16 protein-coding genes are annotated in these 16,267 nt (G+C 64.4%); 8 read left to right on the forward strand and 8 right to left on the reverse strand.

Annotated features, from left to right (window positions below; all coding sequences use genetic code 11):
* Positions 1-12: 12 nt before the first annotated feature.
* Positions 13-711, reverse strand: a complete 699-nt coding sequence (locus tag OUZ49_RS10880; protein WP_266150406.1) for a DUF1345 domain-containing protein — start codon at positions 709-711, stop codon at positions 13-15.
* A gap of 173 nt (positions 712-884) precedes the next feature.
* The gene (locus OUZ49_RS10885) at positions 885-1,160 is read right to left on the reverse strand and encodes a GNAT family N-acetyltransferase (RefSeq protein ID WP_266150408.1); all 276 of its coding nucleotides are present in this window, start codon (positions 1,158-1,160) and stop codon (positions 885-887) included.
* A gap of 158 nt (positions 1,161-1,318) precedes the next feature.
* Between OUZ49_RS10885 and OUZ49_RS10890 the strand changes: the two genes are divergently transcribed.
* Complete coding sequence (locus tag OUZ49_RS10890) at positions 1,319-1,744, forward strand: OsmC family protein (protein ID WP_266150410.1); 426 nt, start codon at positions 1,319-1,321, stop codon at positions 1,742-1,744.
* Between the two features lie 115 nt (positions 1,745-1,859).
* Positions 1,860-2,702 (forward strand): intradiol ring-cleavage dioxygenase, encoded by an 843-nt coding sequence (locus OUZ49_RS10895; protein ID WP_266150411.1) that lies wholly within the window; start codon positions 1,860-1,862, stop codon positions 2,700-2,702.
* An 8-nt stretch (positions 2,703-2,710) separates the two neighbouring features.
* Here the strand turns inward: OUZ49_RS10895 and OUZ49_RS10900 are convergent, their stop codons facing one another.
* Positions 2,711-3,796 (reverse strand): 3-deoxy-7-phosphoheptulonate synthase, encoded by a 1,086-nt coding sequence (locus tag OUZ49_RS10900; RefSeq protein ID WP_266150412.1) that lies wholly within the window; start codon positions 3,794-3,796, stop codon positions 2,711-2,713.
* A gap of 259 nt (positions 3,797-4,055) precedes the next feature.
* On the opposite strand from OUZ49_RS10900, the gene OUZ49_RS10905 reads away from it, so the two are divergent.
* The 3 genes from OUZ49_RS10905 to OUZ49_RS10915 all read left to right on the forward strand — a co-directional run bounded on the left by OUZ49_RS10905 (position 4,056) and on the right by OUZ49_RS10915 (position 7,881).
* Entirely contained in the window at positions 4,056-4,979 is a 924-nt protein-coding gene (locus tag OUZ49_RS10905) for an oxygenase MpaB family protein (protein WP_266150413.1), read from the forward strand.
* 125 nt (positions 4,980-5,104) lie between these two features.
* Positions 5,105-6,976, forward strand: a complete 1,872-nt coding sequence (locus OUZ49_RS10910; RefSeq protein ID WP_266150414.1) for a DEAD/DEAH box helicase — start codon at positions 5,105-5,107, stop codon at positions 6,974-6,976.
* 122 nt (positions 6,977-7,098) lie between these two features.
* Positions 7,099-7,881: an SH3 domain-containing protein gene (locus tag OUZ49_RS10915; RefSeq protein WP_266150415.1), complete on the forward strand. Its 783-nt coding sequence runs from the start codon at positions 7,099-7,101 to the stop codon at positions 7,879-7,881.
* Positions 7,882-7,935: 54 nt separating this feature from the next.
* Here the strand turns inward: OUZ49_RS10915 and OUZ49_RS10920 are convergent, their stop codons facing one another.
* On the reverse strand, positions 7,936-8,343 hold the full coding sequence (locus tag OUZ49_RS10920; protein ID WP_266150443.1) for a hypothetical protein: 408 nt from the start codon (positions 8,341-8,343) through the stop codon (positions 7,936-7,938).
* A 158-nt stretch (positions 8,344-8,501) separates the two neighbouring features.
* On the opposite strand from OUZ49_RS10920, the gene trxC reads away from it, so the two are divergent.
* The gene (trxC, locus tag OUZ49_RS10925; protein ID WP_266150416.1) at positions 8,502-8,939 is read left to right on the forward strand and encodes a thioredoxin TrxC; all 438 of its coding nucleotides are present in this window, start codon (positions 8,502-8,504) and stop codon (positions 8,937-8,939) included.
* On the opposite strand, the gene OUZ49_RS10930 is transcribed toward trxC, so the two are convergent.
* A complete protein-coding gene (locus OUZ49_RS10930; RefSeq protein WP_266150417.1) occupies positions 8,936-10,495 on the reverse strand; it encodes a protein adenylyltransferase SelO in 1,560 nt (519 codons plus the stop codon). The two genes, trxC and OUZ49_RS10930, sit on opposite strands and share 4 nt — an antisense overlap.
* Before the next feature lie 237 nt (positions 10,496-10,732).
* Between OUZ49_RS10930 and OUZ49_RS10935 the strand changes: the two genes are divergently transcribed.
* Entirely contained in the window at positions 10,733-10,933 is a 201-nt protein-coding gene (locus OUZ49_RS10935; RefSeq protein ID WP_266150418.1) for a hypothetical protein, read from the forward strand.
* 7 nt (positions 10,934-10,940) lie between these two features.
* Here OUZ49_RS10935 and OUZ49_RS10940 read toward each other — a convergent pair whose 3' ends face one another.
* The 3 genes from OUZ49_RS10940 to OUZ49_RS10950 form a co-directional block, all read right to left on the reverse strand.
* Positions 10,941-11,657: a pseudouridine synthase gene (locus OUZ49_RS10940; RefSeq protein ID WP_266150420.1), complete on the reverse strand. Its 717-nt coding sequence runs from the start codon at positions 11,655-11,657 to the stop codon at positions 10,941-10,943.
* Positions 11,654-12,721 carry a class I SAM-dependent methyltransferase gene (locus OUZ49_RS10945; RefSeq protein WP_266150444.1) on the reverse strand — a complete coding sequence of 356 codons (1,068 nt, stop codon included), beginning with the start codon at positions 12,719-12,721 and terminating at the stop codon, positions 11,654-11,656. Before OUZ49_RS10945 ends, OUZ49_RS10940 begins: the two co-directional genes overlap by 4 nt.
* A gap of 65 nt (positions 12,722-12,786) precedes the next feature.
* Complete coding sequence (locus OUZ49_RS10950) at positions 12,787-13,665, reverse strand: pseudouridine synthase (RefSeq protein WP_266150421.1); 879 nt, start codon at positions 13,663-13,665, stop codon at positions 12,787-12,789.
* A 214-nt stretch (positions 13,666-13,879) separates the two neighbouring features.
* Between OUZ49_RS10950 and OUZ49_RS10955 the strand changes: the two genes are divergently transcribed.
* Positions 13,880-15,904 carry a S1 family peptidase gene (locus OUZ49_RS10955; protein ID WP_266150422.1) on the forward strand — a complete coding sequence of 675 codons (2,025 nt, stop codon included), beginning with the start codon at positions 13,880-13,882 and terminating at the stop codon, positions 15,902-15,904.
* Positions 15,905-16,267: the final 363 nt, after the last annotated feature.

The raw sequence follows: 16,267 nt of genomic DNA on the forward strand, positions 1-16,267 counted from the left end.
GCGAAAGACGGCCTAGGCCGCCAGGCCGGCCGCGATATTCACGCTGATGGCGATGATGAAGACATTAAAGAAGAAGGCCATCACGCTGTGCAGCAGGGCCACGCGCCGCAGATAGCGACTGGTGATCTGCACGTCGGACACCTGGAACGTCATCCCGATCACGATGGCGAAATAAGCGAAATCCCAATAGTCCGGCTGCTGCGTGCCAGGGAATTCCAGCCCTTCGTGCTTCTTGCCATAGTCACCGTAGTAGCCATGGGCGTAGTGCATGGCGAACATCGAATTCATGAACAGCCACGACAGCACGATGCTGGCTGCGGCGATCAGCAAGGCCTCGGCGCCACCGCTTTTGGCCGCATGCAGCTCGGTGGTCAACGCCAATGCCACGATGCCGGTGAGTGCCAGGCCACCCCACAGCACGCCCCAGCGCCCCGCATCCTGCGCCTTTGCCTGATGCCGCATCTGATCGATCGTCGCGCACTGGTTGAACAGCATGGCAAGCGCGATCAAATACACCAGCGCCCCTACATCGAAGCCCAGTAGCAGCGCGGTGAAGGGCCGCAAATGAAAGGCCTGCCACAGCGCCAGTCCGACGGCGAGGAAGATGACCCCGGCCATGGCCAGCCGTGGACGCATCCGCAGCTTGCTCAGGGGTCGCCAATCGCGACCCGCGACTTCATTCGCCTTGTGCTTGTCGATCGGTGCGTTCATGCACCAGCCCCTGCGGCGGTCGAACGGCTCTTCACCAAGACAGTCCCTCCTTGACCCGATTTTCGGGCATGGCACATCTTAATTCCGTTTTCGATGCGCTGCCGCGGCAGCAGGCTCCCGCGGAGCTGCTTGCCAGCCGGGTTCAGGAGGCGGGGATGGGCCGACCGCGTACTTCAGACATGAAGATCCGCGTACTCCGGGTGGCGCGTCATCCAGATTTCCGAATAGGAGCAGGCCGGATCGACCTTCCAGTGCTCTGCGCGCGCCTTGTCCAACGCGGTGCGCACGAGATTCGAAGCAATACCGCGACCACCCACCGCCGACGGCACGATGGTGTGGGTTATCGTCATGACGCCGTCCAGGAGCGTGTAGTCGAGCACGCAGGGAATGCCGTCGACCTTGACTTCAAAACGGTGCTCTCTCTGGTTGTGATTGATCTCGGCGAACATGGAACGCTTCCGTAGGCAGATGGAACGATGGCGCGCAAGATTAAAACATCGATCGGCGAATCCGGCGTGAAGGCATCGACATCCGGCTTTCGCGTTTCATGCATGACGAATTCGGCAAACTTCCGCCGACATCTGCGCCCCACGTCGAGGAAATCATCATGAAAAAAAGCGCTTCCGCCTCCTGGTCGGGCGGCCTGAAGGATGGCAAAGGCACCGTGTCGACGGATACGGGCGTACTGCGCGATGCGCCTTACGGCTTTCGTTCGCGCTTCGAAGACGGCCCTGGTACCAACCCCGAAGAATTGCTCGGCGCCGCCCATGCAGGTTGCTACACCATGGCGCTCGCCGCGGGCCTCGAGCAGGCGGGCTTTGCAGCGACGCGCATCGACACCAAGGCGGTGGTGACGCTGGACAAGGAGGGCGATGGATTTGCCATCACCACCGTCGACCTGACGAATCGTACCAAGGCACCCGGCATCGACGCCGCCACGTTCGACAAGATCGCCAAGGCCACCAAGGAAGCGTGCCCCGTGTCCAAGGTTTTGAAGGCAAAGATCACGCTCGACGCGCAGCTGGAAAACTAGCGAAGCCCCAGGCGGCTGGGATGCGCATCGCCTTGTCATCCCAGCCACCTTGTACCGCGTTGTCTGGAGCGGCCATGTGCCCTGCATGGCCTGCATTCCACGAGAGCGCTTTCCGATGACCGTCCTGAATCGACGTCGTTTCGTGCAATTCTGCCTCGGCGGCTTCGCCGTGCTGCCCTGGTCGCGCATGGTGCGCGCGCTGCCCGACGGCCGCCCGGCCTGCCGGCTGAGCGCGGAGCAGACGGAAGGACCCTACTACCTCGATCGGGCGCTGTTGCGGCAAGACATCACCGAAGGCAGACCCGGCCTGCCGCTGACGCTGCGCCTGGAGATCGTCGATAGCCGCACCTGTCGTCCGCTCAGTGGCACGGCGCTGGAGGTGTGGCATTGCGATGCACAGGGCGCGTATTCGGGGTTCACCGATCAGGGCGGACCGGGAGGCCCTGGCATGGGGCCACCGCCTGGGGCGCCGCCGTCAGGGCGCCCGCCAGGCCCGCCACCCGGCGCCAGCGGCGACATGAGGATGGGCGCTCGTCCGCCGAAAAGCGCGGCGACTGACGAACTCACTTTCCTTCGCGGCATCCAAGTGGCCGATGCACGCGGCGCGGTGACGTTTCACACGATTTTCCCCGGCTACTACATGGGACGCTGCAACCACATCCACCTGAAACTGCATGTTGGCGGGCAATGGACGGACGGGCATTACCGCGGCGGCCACGTGGTGCACACCGGCCAATTGTTCTTCGAAGAACAAGCCAGCATCGCCGCCATGGAAAACGCGCCCTATCAGCGACACGGCATCACCCGAACCACGCTGCAGGAAGACAACGTCTACCTCACCCAGCATGGCGAACAGTCGATCGCCACCTTGACGCCCGCCGATGCCGGTGAAGCGCAGGTTGCCCGGCTGACGCTCACTATCGATCCGGCAAATACATCGCGCGAAGGCTGGGGCTGAGCGTTTGCTCAGGCAAGTCCCGCCGCCTTCCGCGGCGCGACCGCGGCACGGCGTGCACGCACCCCCTCCGCCAACCGCGCAAGCACGCTGCGCGAGGTGTCCCAGTCGATGCAGCCATCGGTGATGCTCTGCCCATAGCGCAGCGGCTGGCCGGGCAGCAGATCCTGGCGGCCGCCGACCAGGTGGCTCTCGACCATCACACCGACGATGCGCTGCTCGCCTTGCGCAAGCTGGTCCGCGATATCGGCCACCACCGCGGGCTGGTTTTCCGGCCGCTTGGCGCTGTTGGCGTGACTGGCATCAATCATCACCCGTGCGTCCAGCCCCGCGCGCGCCATCGCCGCGCACGCCGCATCGACATGGGCGGCGTCGTAGTTCGGCGAGCTGCCGCCGCGCAAGATGACATGGCAATCCTCGTTGCCCGCGGTGGCGGCAATCGCCGTCTGGCCGTCCTTGGTGACCGCCATGAAATGATGCGGCTGCGAGGCCGCCTGTACCGCATCGACGGCGATCTTCACATTGCCATCGGTGCCGTTCTTGAAGCCCACCGGGCAGGACAGCCCCGAGGCCAGCTCACGGTGCACCTGGCTTTCGGTCGTGCGCGCGCCAATCGCGCCCCAGGCCACCAGGTCGGCGATGTATTGGGGCGTGATCATGTCCAGGAACTCGCAACCGGCCGGCACGCCAAGTTCGTTGATGTCGCGCAAGAGGCCACGCGCCAGTCGCAGGCCCTTGTCGATGCGGAAGCTGCCATCCAGGTCCGGATCATTGATCAGTCCTTTCCAGCCCACCGTGGTGCGCGGCTTCTCGAAGTACACGCGCATCACGATTTCCAGTTCGCCGGCATGGCGCGCCCGCTCGGTTGCAAGGCGCCGTGCATAGTCGATGGCAGCGGTGGTGTCGTGGATCGAGCATGGGCCGATCACCACGGCGAGGCGGTCGTCGTCGCCGGCCAGGATGCGATGCAGCGACTGGCGGCAGGCAGCGACGGTGCTGGCGGCGCGAGCCGTCAGTGGGCAATCGCGCATGAGCTCAGCCGGCGTGCTGAGCGTGGTGAGGGCGCGGATGCGCAAATCGTCGGTGGGCTGGTTCACGGTGTTCTCCTGGAGGATCCCACTCGCGGCCAAAAAAAAGCCGCCAGTAGTGGGCTGGCGGCATGTTCGGGAATGGTGTCTTGTCGTTACGACAGTCGCGCCCAACCCTCCGCCAGCGGCATCGGATAGCCGTGATACCAAAAATACTGGTGGGCGGAGGTGGTCGTCATGGCCGATAGAGATAACACAGCGATTTCTCGTGTGCAAAAGATGCATTTGTAACTACGCGCTAGATTTGAACCATGGCTAGACTTCTCCCATGCCCTCACCATGGACCTTGCTGGCCCTGCCTGCCCGAGAACCGATCCGCCGCTGGGTGCTGAGCGCCTTTCCGCGCGGCGGCGGCGGGCACGTCGATTACGATCATCCGCAAGGTGACTCAGGCCTGTTCGGCCCGGACAGCGCCACCTGGCGCGTCCATGCGGATTTCCCGGGCATGCTTGCGGGTGGCCTCGCTGCGCTGATGTTGCAGACCCTGCACCCCCTGGCTTTGGCCGGCGTCTGGGACCACTCGAACTTCCGCGACGACCTGATCGGGCGCCTGCGTCGTACCACGTCCTTCGTCAGCGGCACCACCTATGCGCCTGGCGATCAGGCGGCCGTCCTGATCGAGCGCGTGAAAACCATTCACGCACAGGTGCGGGGCATCGCGGAGGATGGACGTCCATACTCCGCCGATGACCCTCACCTGCTGACCTGGGTACACGTGACCGAGGCCTACAGCTTCCTGCAAGGCTACCGGCGATACAGCCACATCAGCTTGCCGGCCGGTGGCGCTGATCGCTACTACGACGAGGTGCGACGGATCGCCGAAGCGCTGGGTGCGCGTGACGTGCCGGCGTCGGAGGCGCAGGTCAACCACTACTTCAGGCAGGTTCGGCCCGAACTGCATTTCAGCGGGCGCTCGCGCGAAGTACTGGACGTATTGTCGCGCGTGCGCTTGCCGGTGCCGATCGCCGGCCTGTCGCGTGATGTGTTCCTGCAGGCGGCGGCGGCCTTGCTGCCGTCGTGGGCGGAGACCCTGCTGCAGCGCTCGCCCTTGCAGCGCGCACAGGCGCGGCTCGCGGCCCGCGCGCTATGGTCGATGTCGCCCATCTTCCGTGCGGCCCTGCACGATGGCATTGCCAGCCGTGCCTGCGCGCGCGTTGGCGTCCCTGCCGAGGCGCTGCAACGCTGGGACTAGGGCCAGCACCGGCGCCGCGCGCGATTGACAGGCTGCGCCGATCGGCTAACGTCGCCCGGATCGGAACGCCAGGGGGCACGAGAGCTCCCGGCGCAGGCCACGCAAAGGCATCAGGAAGGCTCTCATTGGCGACGCTCATTCCAACCCGCAACAGCTGTCTGCCGCAGATGACCAGCGGCGAGAAACGTCTTTCGGAGCGGTTGGAGCAAAAGCTCGAGGACGATTACCTGCTCTGGTATGACGTCTCCGTCGGCCCCCGGCAGCGGCGCCCGGACTTCATCGTGTTCCATCCGCGTCGCGGCCTGCTCGTGCTGGAGGTGAAGGACTGGAAGCCGGGCACGATCCAGCAGGCCGACCGCACGCAGTTCACCCTGCTGACCGGCAATAGCAGCGTAAAGGAACACAATCCGCTGATGCAGGCGCGTGACTACGCCAGCGAGATTTACAAGGTGCTGCAGCGGGATCCCGCGCTACGCCACCCGCCAGGCCACACCTATGAAGGCAAGCTGCTGATGCCCTGGGGCTACGGCGTGGTGCTGGCCAATATCAGCCGCAAGCAATTCGACGCTGGCCAGCTGGAGACGGTGATTCCCGCACACCTGGTGATCTGCCAGGACGAGATGTACGAGTCGGTGGAGCCCGAGGCATTCCAGGAACGGCTGTGGGCGATGTTCCCGCAGATCTTCCCCACGGCCTTGACCTTGCCGCAGATCGACCGCGTGCGCTGGCACCTGTTCCCGGACATTCGCGTCGAGCTTGGCGAGGGCCAGTTCGGCCTGTTCGCCCATGCTGACCGCAGCAGTGCGCAGGCGCTGGAGATCCCCGACCTGGTCAAGGTGATGGATGCGCAGCAGGAACTGCTGGCGCGCTCGCTTGGCGACGAGCACCGCATCATTCACGGCGTGGCCGGTTCGGGCAAGACCATGATCCTCGGCTTTCGCGCGATGCAGCTGGCGCGCGCGCTGTCCAAGCCGATCCTGGTGCTTTGCTACAACAAGACCCTGGCCGCACGGCTGGACCAGCTGATGGGCGAGCGCGGCCTCAGTGACAAGGTGCAGGTCTACAACTTCCACAAGTGGTGCCGCAGCATGCTCACCGCCTATCACGTGCCGCTGCCTGCGGACGGGCCGCACTACGCCGAGCAACTACCGCCGGCGGTGATTGCCGGTGTCGACGGCGGACAGATTCCGCGTTTCCAGTATGGCGCCGTATTGATCGACGAAGGCCACGACTTCGAGCCGGACTGGTACAAGCTGATCGTGCAGATGATCGACCCCCACACCAATTCCCTGCTGGTGCTGTACGACGATGCGCAGAACATCTACGGCCAGGCCAACCGCAAGAAGCTCAGCTGGAAGAGCCTGGGCGTACAGGCGCAAGGGCGCACCACCATCCTCAAGCTCAACTATCGCAACACGCTGGAGATCCTTTCGGTGGCGCGCGGCTTCGCCAACGAGCTGTTGCTGGCGCGCGCCGACGAGGACGACGGGGTACCGTTGATCGCCCCCGAAAGCGCGGGACGCCGCGGCGCCCTGCCGGAGCTGATCCGTGTGGAGCGCATGGAAGACCAGTTGCCGGCGATCATCCAGCGCCTGCGTGACGAGCACGCAGGCGGGCGCCGCCTGTCCGACATGGCCGTGATCTTCCGCAACGGCTGGGAGGGCGAGAAGCTGCACGAGGCCTTGCAGCGTGCACAGATACCCAGCCGCCTCGCTGAGGGCAACGGCAAGAGTTCGCTGTTCGTGGTCGACGACACGGTGAAGCTGGTGACGATGCACTCCAGCAAAGGACTGGAGTTTCCCCTGGTGATCATCCCCGGGCTGGGTTCGCTGCCGAAACCCGGCAAGGACGAAGTCGACGAGGCACGCCTGCTCTACGTCGCCATGACGCGCGCAACGGAGCGGCTGGTGCTGATCCACCATGAAGATTCCATCTTCAGCCAGCGCATCCGGCATTCCATCAATGAAGTGCAGGGACAGTTGGTCGAGATGGCGTGAAAGGCAGCGCAAGACGAGTGCTGAACAGCTAGCTAATCGCGCGCGGCAAACGCGGCATTTGCATTGACGTCGACTAAGCCGGCGGCGCAGTCTCCTGGTTGCGTCTACCCGGAGATGCATCGATGAAGCGATTCATCTGGACTGTCTTGCTGGCGCTGGGCCTGGCCACTCCCGCCTTCGCGCAAATCTTGAACGGTGTGCTCACCGCTTACACCGATCTGTACGCAGGACCGGATCCGGGCTACCCCACCATCGCGCAATTGCCTGCCGGTACCAGTGTCTCCGTCCAGGGCTGCACCGCGGGTTGGGGATGGTGCGACGTCATCACCCTGGGCATGCGCGGCTGGGTGCCTGGCACCTTTGTGCAGTACTACTACCAGAGCCAGCCGGTGATCATCGCCGACTATGGTGCGCAGATCGGGATTCCGATTGTCGCGTTCGCGATCGGCTCTTACTGGGGCAGTTACTACCGCGACCGGCCGTTCTATCGGGATCGCGACTATTGGTACGGGCGGCCCTATCCGACGCGACCGCCTCCGCGACCACCGGGTTACCGGCCGGGCTATCGCCCCCCGGGCCCGGTCGCCCATCCGCCCGGGCCGGCCTATCGGCCACCGATGAGTCAGGCGCCGCGACCGCCGAATCCCGGCGCGCATCCCCCCCCTGCCGTCACGCGACCGCCGAACCCGGGCAATCGGCCACCGACGAATCCCGGGCAATATCCGCCAGGCGGCGGCCGTCCGCCGCCGAACCAGGGCAACCGGCCACCGACGAATCCTCGGCCACCGCCCGCAGGTGGCAACCGACCGCCGCCGAACCAGGGCAACCGGCCGCCCGGCGAAAGCCACGCGCCCCGGCCGCAGCCACGCCCAGCGCCAAGCAATAACGGCGGCAACGGCCAATAAGCAAACGAGCATGCGGTCCTGAGTCGAGGCCCACCCAGCGCCACTCCGCGACGCTTATGAAGGCCACCACCCTCGCCCGCTCTGCGCATAGCGGTCGGCCGAGCGTTCGAACGGATTGCGCACGCTTACGCCGCCGCAAAGCAGGTACACCGGCAGAAACAGCGGGCCCAGCAGCATGAATTGGTAGACGTGCGCGCGCTCGTGGTCGGCCAGCGAGATGGGTTGCTCCTGGCGTTGACCCGCACGGTGGGCATAGGTCAAGCAAGGCGTATTCAATTCATCGCTGGTGTAGAGGATGACGTTGCCAAGCGTCAGGGCGCCGCCGGGACCTGGCCAGGGCATGCGCCGAAAGGCGAGCGCCAGTTCCCGACTGCGCCACTGCAGGCGCGCCCCAAACGGGAGGCAGGCCACGCCAAGCAGCAAGCCCAGCAAGGTGTTGGGCAGGGTCCAGCACGCTCCCATCAAGGCCACCACGCAGCGGATCGCCGAAGCCTGCGTCGATCTGCGTTTCCCGTGCTCTTTGCCGCGTACGTTCATCCTGGGCAGCCCATGCACATCTTGTTTCGACGCCGTGCCAGCACCATTTGATGTGCCAGTGAGTTTCGGACCTGGAGTCCACCGTGTCCAACGTACTGAGTGTCCCATGCCCTCATTGCAGTGCACTCAATCGAGTTCCCGACCAACGCCTTGGCGAGCACCCCACCTGCGGCCGTTGCAAGCAGCCGTTGTTCGAGGGCAAACCGATCGAGCTGACCACCGCCAACTTTGATGCCGTGGCCGGTCGTGGCGACTTGCCGGTGGTGATTGATTTCTGGGCGACCTGGTGCGGTCCGTGTCGCGGCTTTGCGCCGGTCTTTGCCGAGGCAGCACGCAGCCTGGAACCCCGGCTGCGGCTGGCGAAGGTGGATACGGACGCGCAACCTGCCCTGGCCTCGCGGTTTGGCATCCGCAGCATTCCCACCTTGCTGGTGCTACGTGACGGACGCGAAGTCGCGCGACAAGCCGGTGCACTCAATGCATCGCAGTTGCGACAGTTCCTGGATGGCGCGCTGCGCTAGGAACTGCACGACAACATCGAACAACCCGCTTTCTGGCGCGCCCAATCCGGGCGTTTTCGGGCATAACGCTCGTGGCCCGGCTGATCGTCATAAGGGCGGCGCATGACCTCCAGCAATTCGCGGATGCCGTCGTAATCGCCTTGCGTGGCGCGATCGATGGCCTCTTGCGCCAGGTAGTTGCGCAGCACGTAGCGCGGGTTGGCACGCTGCATGAGCGCGCGACGCTGTTCCGGCCTCAACGGATCGTCGGCGACGCGCGCCGCATAGCGCACCAGCCAGGCGAGGAACGCGGGCTCCGCCTCGACGCGCTTCACCTCGTCGTAAAACGCTTCCTGCGACGGCGCGAGTGATGGCGCCTGCATATCGACATCGCCCAGCGCGCGAAAGAACAGCGTCATGTCGACTTCCGCTTCGCTGAGCAGCGCATGCAAGGCGCGCATCAAGTCGACGTCGTCATCACGGCATTCGGCCAGGCCCAGTTTCGCGGCGATCGACTCGCGATCCGCGGCGGCGTAGGTCGCCGCATAGCGATCCAAGCCTGCCTGCAACGATTCCACGCCGTCGAACAGCGGCGCCAGCGCCATGGCCAGGCGACCCAGGTTCCACCACGCCACGTTCGGTTGCTGGCCAAAACGATAGCGGCGGCGTCCAGCGTCCGTCGTATTGGGCGTCCATTCCGGATCGAAATTGTCGACCCAGCCGTAGGGACCGTAGTCGATGGTGAGCCCGAGTATGGACATGTTGTCCGTGTTCATCACGCCATGCACAAAGCCTACGCGCATCCAGTGCGCCACCATCGTTGCCGTGCGTTCGCAGATCTGGCCGAACCACTCGGCATACAGCGCCTGGCCCTGGCCTTGCAGTGCGGGGAAATCGCGACGAATGGTGAAGTCCACCAACTGCCGCAGCAGTTCGACTTCACCGCGCGCTGCCGGCAGCTCGAAGTTGCCGAAACGAATAAACGACGGCGCCACGCGGCAAACGATGGCGCCGGGTTCCTCCTGCGGATGGCCGTCGTAGAACATGTCGCGCACGACGGCGTCACCGGTAACGACAAGGCTTAGTGCTCGCGTGGTCGGCACACCGAGATGGTGCATCGCCTCGCTGCAGAGGAATTCGCGAATGGAGGATCTCAACACGGCGCGTCCGTCGGCGCCACGCGAATAAGGCGTGCGACCGGCGCCCTTCAGTTGCAGCTCCCAACGCAGGCCATCCGCGTCGATCACTTCACCCAGCGAGATCGCACGCCCGTCGCCCAGCTGATCGGCCCAGACCCCGAACTGATGGCCGCCGTAGTTCGCGGCATAAGGCTGCATGCCCTCCAGCAACGCGTTGCCACCAAAGACGGCCGCAAAATCGGCGCTGGCGAGATCAGCCTCACTCAGGCCCAGCGTCTGCGCCATCTCGCTCGAATAGGCGACGACACGCGGTGACGCCACCGGCGTCGGCTCGACCAGCGAGTACAGCGCGCTGAACACCTGGCGCTGACGCGCACCCGTTTCGGGGTCACCCGGAAGCTCACGGGTAAAGGCGTTATCGAATCGCAATTGCTGCATGTGCTGCCCTATTCCCGGTGATGTGAAGCGCCTGCCTCGATATTTGGTCATGGCAGTTTTGGTGCAAGACGTCCCCGCAAATATGCCAGGGAGATCGCGTCTTCACCTTTATGAACGTCTCGCGCAGCCCTGCAACAAGCGCAATTCCGTTCAGTGACGATTGGCATTTGTGTACAGCCAGTGAAGATGGTTAGAGTGGTACCCGTCGGCTGCGCAGGGGTAGCCGGGAGTGACACTATGCACATGCTTCTTGCCCGTTCCACCTTTGCGCGTGGAATGCAGCTGGTAGCAGGGATGCTCCCCCACAGGGATACGCAGGACGCGGCGAATACTCAAGCCCAGGATCCCAACCCGTTTCAGTTGGTGTCCTGGCAACCCGGCGCCCATTCGCGCCGGGAAGACGAACTGGCCCGCCGCCGCGAGTATCTGACCGGCTGAGCCACGTTCACGCGGACGACGTCGGCCCCGCAAAAAGGGTTGCCACGTCGCCCGCGTCCAGCGCACGCCACCGGCCGGCCGGAAGCTCACCGAGGGTGAGACCACCGACGGAAATTCGCGCCAGCGTTTCCACGTGGTTGCCGACCGCAGCGAACATGCGGCGTACCTGGTGATAGCGTCCTTCGGTCAGGGTCAGGCGCACATGGCGCGGCGACAACACCTCCAGCACGGCCGGCTCCAGCGGCTCCTTTTCCGACTCCAGCATCATCTTGCCGCTGCCGAACAACTCGCCTTCGTCGCCGCGCAGATCCTGCGCTAGCGTGGCCTCATACACCTTGGCCACCCTCGACTTCGGCGAGATGATCCGGTGCAGCAGCGCGCCATCATCGGTGAACAGCAGCAGGCCGGAGGTGTCGCGATCCAGCCGACCCACGGTTGAGAGTGCCGGATCGCGCACCCGATAGCGTGGCGGCAGCAAGTCGTACACCACGCGTCCCTGATCCTTGCGCGAGCAGGTGGCGCCCAGTGGCTTGTTCATCATAAGAATCAGGCCCGCAGGCGGATCGAGCGGCTCGTCGTCGACGCGGATGTGCTCGTGCGGCACCTTGTCATCGGCGTACAACACTTCGCCAGCGGGATCGGTGATGCGTCCTTCGCGAAACATCAGCGCCACGTCCTTGCGGCTGCCATAACCGAGATTGGCGATCAGCTTGACCAATTTCATGCGCGTACTCCGCGTGCTTCGATCACCTTGAAACCTTCCTGCGTTGTCACCGTACGTACCTCGGTAAAGCGAGCGGCCAGCGTGGCCTCATAGGGCAGATGGCGATTGGCCACCAGCCACAGGCGGCCGTGCGGCAACAATGCGCCGGCCGCCGTATCGATAAACGCGCGACCCAGTTCAGGCAGGTCGGCGCGGCCTTGATGGAACGGTGGATTGCTGACGATGGCGTCGTAACGATGGGGCAGTCCCTGCGTCACGTCATGCCAATGGATGGCGAATGCCACCGGCCTGCCGCAGACACGCTGCGCGTCTTCCAGATTCAGTCGTGCCGGCTCCAGCGCGCGTCGTTCCGCTTCGTACAGGTCGATACCCGTCACGCCGGCACAGCGTGCCAGCACCTGGGTGGCGAGATAGCCGTAGCCCGCGCCAAGATCCGCCAGCCGTCCTGCAAGATCCGCCGGCAGGTGCTCTGCCAGCAGGGCCGAGGCGGGGTCCACGCGATCCCAGGCGAACAGTCCCGGGCGGCTGATATAACCCGCCCCGTTGGGTCGCGGGGCATCGAGCGCGGACCATTCGTCGAGCAGCGCCGAAGTGGCTTCGTCACCCAGTGGCGAAGTCCAGAACACACGGCATTTGTGCTTGGAGACCACCTGCAGCGGGCCGGCCAGGCGAGCCAGGTCTGCTTCGCCCGACTTGGCGCCCTCGGTATTGGGCATCGCTACCAGCACCACCCCACCGGGGGCGGTACGGCGCATGGTCTGCGCGAACAGGGCGCGCGCCTCGTCGCGTTGCCGCGGTGGCAGCACCAGGACCAAGGGGTAACGCTCTTCGCTATCGGGCGCACCCAGCCGCAATCTGCTGCGTTCCAGCGCATCCGCGAACGGTTTGAAGCTCTGCTCACAGACCCAGCCCGGACGCGCCATCTCGCGCACACGGAAGCCATCTCGCGCGCGCATGAATAACACGCGCCCGTCCGCCGGCAGGCTGAGCTGCCCCGTCTCGAACGGAACGAACAAAGCCTCCAGCGCCGCATCGGGAGCAGCAGCGGAGAACACGGCAGCCATCACGCAGGGAAGATCCAACTCAATCAGTAGAGCCGCATTTTAACCGCCCGCCGGGCGAAACCGCTTCACTCCGGCGAAAGCAGCTCACGCTCGCTGAGGAACTGACGCCGTTTGCCGCTCAGCGGATCGACAAAGGAAAGCGCCTGCGCCAGCAATTGCAGCGGGTGCGCATAGTCGTCCGCCGCCTGCTCCGTCAGCCCGGGGTAGAACGTGTCATGCCGTATCGGCGCGCCCAAGCCGCTCATGTGCACGCGCAGCTGGTGTTTCTTGCCGGTGATCGGCTGCAGCGCATAGAGCCAGAGCTGGCCGGCGCGCTCCAGTACATCGATACGCGTCTCGCTATTGGCCTCGCCCTGCACCTCCTGCATGCGGAAGAACGGCTCGCCGGCAACGATGCGCGAGCGCCGTACCTGCGGAAACTCGAGTTGTGGCAAGGCCGGCGCCCAGGCCCGGTAGTGTTTTTCGATACGGTGCTCGCGAAACAAGGCCTGGTAGGCGGCGCGGCTGGCCGGATCGGCGGAAAACATCACCAGCCCCGCCGTATGCCGATCGATACGATGCAAGGGCACCAGATCAGGGTTCTCGAGCGTGCGAATGAGCCGGGTCAGCACCGTTTCCTGAACAAAGCCGCCGGCCGGCGTGACCGGCAGAAAATGCGGCTTGTCGACCACGACCAGGTGCGCGTCGACATGCAGCAAGGTCTCGCGGAAGGGAATGGGTACCTCGTCTGCCACCTCGCGGAAATAACGCACGCAGAGGCCGACGCGGTATGGCGCATCCGCCGGCAGCGCGCGACCCTGCTCATCCTGCACCCGTCCCCGCGCGAACCGGTCCAGCCATTGCGCGCGCGGGATTTGCGCAAATTGCGCGCACAGGCCGTCCAACACCGTCGACCACGGTCCGGGCGGCAAATGGAAGGTGCTGGCGGCAATCGAACGGGGCATGCGTAACTTCCGTATGGAGTCCGCAGCTTAGAGCCTGGCGCCCACGTTTGCGCCTTCCGCCATGGACGGCTGCTGACCCGCTCGAGGCATCCTGCCGGCACGTGCATGCAGCCCGTTTCGCCAGCCAGAACCTTCGCTACACTTCCCCCGTGAATGGGCACTGGCCCGGGGACGGCGCCCCCAAGGCGCGACGGATATGAGGCGGGGGCGGGACATGGAAAAACCGGTAGGCAGCGCTCGGAACATGCATTTCCCGAATCGGCAGGCATCGCGGCCCACCGTGGCCTGGGTCGCCTGGCTGGCACTGTTGGTCGCCCCTATGCTCGCCGCGGCGACGCTCGATCCCGCGGTACTGCCCAAGGTACAGGCCGCGACGTTCGAGGTCGTGGTGCCCAAGCCGGTCAACGACCCGCTCACTTACGAAAAGCCATTGCCGCTGGACCAGCTGCCGTTCCAGTTGCGCAACGACAAGTACTACTCGGTGGGCACGGCGTTTGCGGTCGGTGACAACCGCTACGTCACTGCCGGCCACGTGCTGGCGATCGGCATCAGCAACCTGATGGGCGAACCGGCCGTGCGTGATGCCAACGGCAACGTGTATGCGATCGACAAGATCACGCGCTTCTCGCTGCAGGAAGACTTTGTCGAGTTCACGCTGAAGAACGCACCGAAGATCGCGCCGCTGGAAGTGAACACGCAGCCCGCCATGAACGATGTCGTCTACGCCGTCGGCAATGCGCTGGGCACGGGCATCGTGATTCGCGATGGCTTGTACACCTCGCAGACGCCGGAGGAGGAAAACGGTCGCTGGAAATGGATGCGCTTCTCGGCCGCGGCTTCGCCCGGCAACAGCGGCGGCCCGCTGCTCGACCGCGATGGCAAGGTCATCGGCGTCGTGTTGATGAAGTCGCCCGACGAAAACCTCAACTATGCCCTGCCCATCGACCTGGTGCTGAAGGCACCGGCTGACCTCGCGGTTGCGGACACGCGCCAGCTGTACCAGCTGGACGCCATCGACGACAAACACTCAGGTACGTTCAAGGCGCAGTTTCCGCTGCCCAAAAGCTTTGCGGATTTCAGCGCGACATTTCAGAAGCTGTACGACGCCTACGTCGACCAGCAGCTGCACGACCTGTTGGCGGAGAACGCCGACACGATGTTCCCGAAAGGTTCGGGTTCGAGCCGCATGCTGCATAGCAGCTCCAATCTCAACCCGTTCCCGACCCTGCTTCATCGCAATAGCAGTGGCACCTGGGTGGCCACCACCACCAGCGAAAGCAAGGGCACGCTGCCGCACAACGGCTACGTGTCCAAGGCGGTTGTGGGCAATCAGCTGATGTTCCATCTGCGCAAGCCCGATGACGTGTCGAGCAAGCAGCTCTACAGCGATCCCAAGCTGGTCATGGACCTTTTGCTCAAGGGTGCGCCGTTGCAGCGCCGCGTGGGTTCCGAGCAGGTCAAGGTGACCTCGCTGGGCAAGCCCAGCGAGGAACAGACCTTCACCGATGCCTACCAGCGCCACTGGCAGGTACGCGTCTGGCCGATGGCCTATGACAACTCCAAGCTCATCGCCTTCCTGCTGCCGGTTCCCGATGGTTACGCGGCGATGGTCCGCGTCGTCACGGCGAAATCCGCGCACGAAGAGATGGGTGACCTCAAGGCTCTCGCCAACTTCTTCTATGTCTCCTACAGCGGCACCCTGGAGCAGTGGAAGGAGTACCTGGCCAATACAGAGCTGCTGCCAGCGGTGCTATCGGATATCGCGATCCGCTTCGACTACGACAACGACTTCCGCTATCAGTCCAAGCGCATGGATTTCTCCTATACGCCGGCGCTGCAGAAGATCGACAAGGACAGCCAGCTGGTGCTGGGCATGTCCTACTTCGAAGACCACGGCAAGGTGGTGTGGGACGTTTCCAACGTCGTGGTGAAGTCCAATATCGACAATGCCGAGAAGATCAGCGTCAATCGCCACATCGCACCATCCGACGACCTGGACGACAGCTACCGCAACTACTGGGGCAAGGTGCTGCGCCGCAGTCACCCGGACGATGGTGTGCCGTACAGCGAGAACGACATGACGTATATCGGCACGGTGGGCGGCACGCCGGTATCGGCGGACGCCAAGCCGAACGTGTTGTACACGGCGTTTTACGGGGTGGATGGACCGCGACCGGAAGATGCCATGAAGGGCAAGCTCAATCTGCTGCTGGAGAAGCTGCAGATCAATGAGCATTGATGCGGGGGCAGGTTGATGGGCCGCGGGCCCGACCGAGTGGTTACGTCGGTCGGGCTTATTCATCGTCCTTTTGACTCTCAACAGCCGAATGGCTGGTCAAGCTGATACCCAGCGCCTTTCGCTCTGTTGCGATGTGACCGCGACCGGGCTCGCCTGCCGCGGGCTTCCGCTGTCCTGCCGGACAGCGGGTTACTTCTCTTTGCGTGGCCAAAGAGAAGTAACCAAGAGAAAGGCCACCCCGATGGCGCGCCTTCCGGGCTACGCCCTCCAGGTGCGCGGGTGGGTTACGGAGGTTTGTCGACAGGGCCTCCTGCCCTGACGACAAACTGGCTCGCATCCCTGCGAGCCACCCTGCGGGCTTTT

Source organism: Dyella halodurans (assembly GCF_026283925.1).
Classification (GTDB): Bacteria; Pseudomonadota; Gammaproteobacteria; order Xanthomonadales; family Rhodanobacteraceae; genus Dyella; species Dyella halodurans.

Coding starts and splice junctions, on each gene's coding strand:
- OUZ49_RS10885 (WP_266150408.1), bottom strand. CDS start 1,160: ATGTTCGCCGAGATCAATCACAACCAGAGAGAGCACCGTTTTGAAGTC.
- OUZ49_RS10905 (WP_266150413.1), top strand. CDS start 4,056: ATGCCCTCACCATGGACCTTGCTGGCCCTGCCTGCCCGAGAACCGATC.
- OUZ49_RS10945 (WP_266150444.1), bottom strand. CDS start 12,721: ATGGCTGCCGTGTTCTCCGCTGCTGCTCCCGATGCGGCGCTGGAGGCT.
- OUZ49_RS10935 (WP_266150418.1), top strand. CDS start 10,733: ATGCACATGCTTCTTGCCCGTTCCACCTTTGCGCGTGGAATGCAGCTG.
- OUZ49_RS10955 (WP_266150422.1), top strand. CDS start 13,880: ATGGAAAAACCGGTAGGCAGCGCTCGGAACATGCATTTCCCGAATCGG.
- OUZ49_RS10915 (WP_266150415.1), top strand. CDS start 7,099: ATGAAGCGATTCATCTGGACTGTCTTGCTGGCGCTGGGCCTGGCCACT.
- OUZ49_RS10890 (WP_266150410.1), top strand. CDS start 1,319: ATGAAAAAAAGCGCTTCCGCCTCCTGGTCGGGCGGCCTGAAGGATGGC.
- OUZ49_RS10880 (WP_266150406.1), bottom strand. CDS start 711: ATGAACGCACCGATCGACAAGCACAAGGCGAATGAAGTCGCGGGTCGC.
- OUZ49_RS10930 (WP_266150417.1), bottom strand. CDS start 10,495: ATGCAGCAATTGCGATTCGATAACGCCTTTACCCGTGAGCTTCCGGGT.
- OUZ49_RS10920 (WP_266150443.1), bottom strand. CDS start 8,343: ATGGGAGCGTGCTGGACCCTGCCCAACACCTTGCTGGGCTTGCTGCTT.
- OUZ49_RS10940 (WP_266150420.1), bottom strand. CDS start 11,657: ATGAAATTGGTCAAGCTGATCGCCAATCTCGGTTATGGCAGCCGCAAG.
- OUZ49_RS10950 (WP_266150421.1), bottom strand. CDS start 13,665: ATGCCCCGTTCGATTGCCGCCAGCACCTTCCATTTGCCGCCCGGACCG.
- OUZ49_RS10895 (WP_266150411.1), top strand. CDS start 1,860: ATGACCGTCCTGAATCGACGTCGTTTCGTGCAATTCTGCCTCGGCGGC.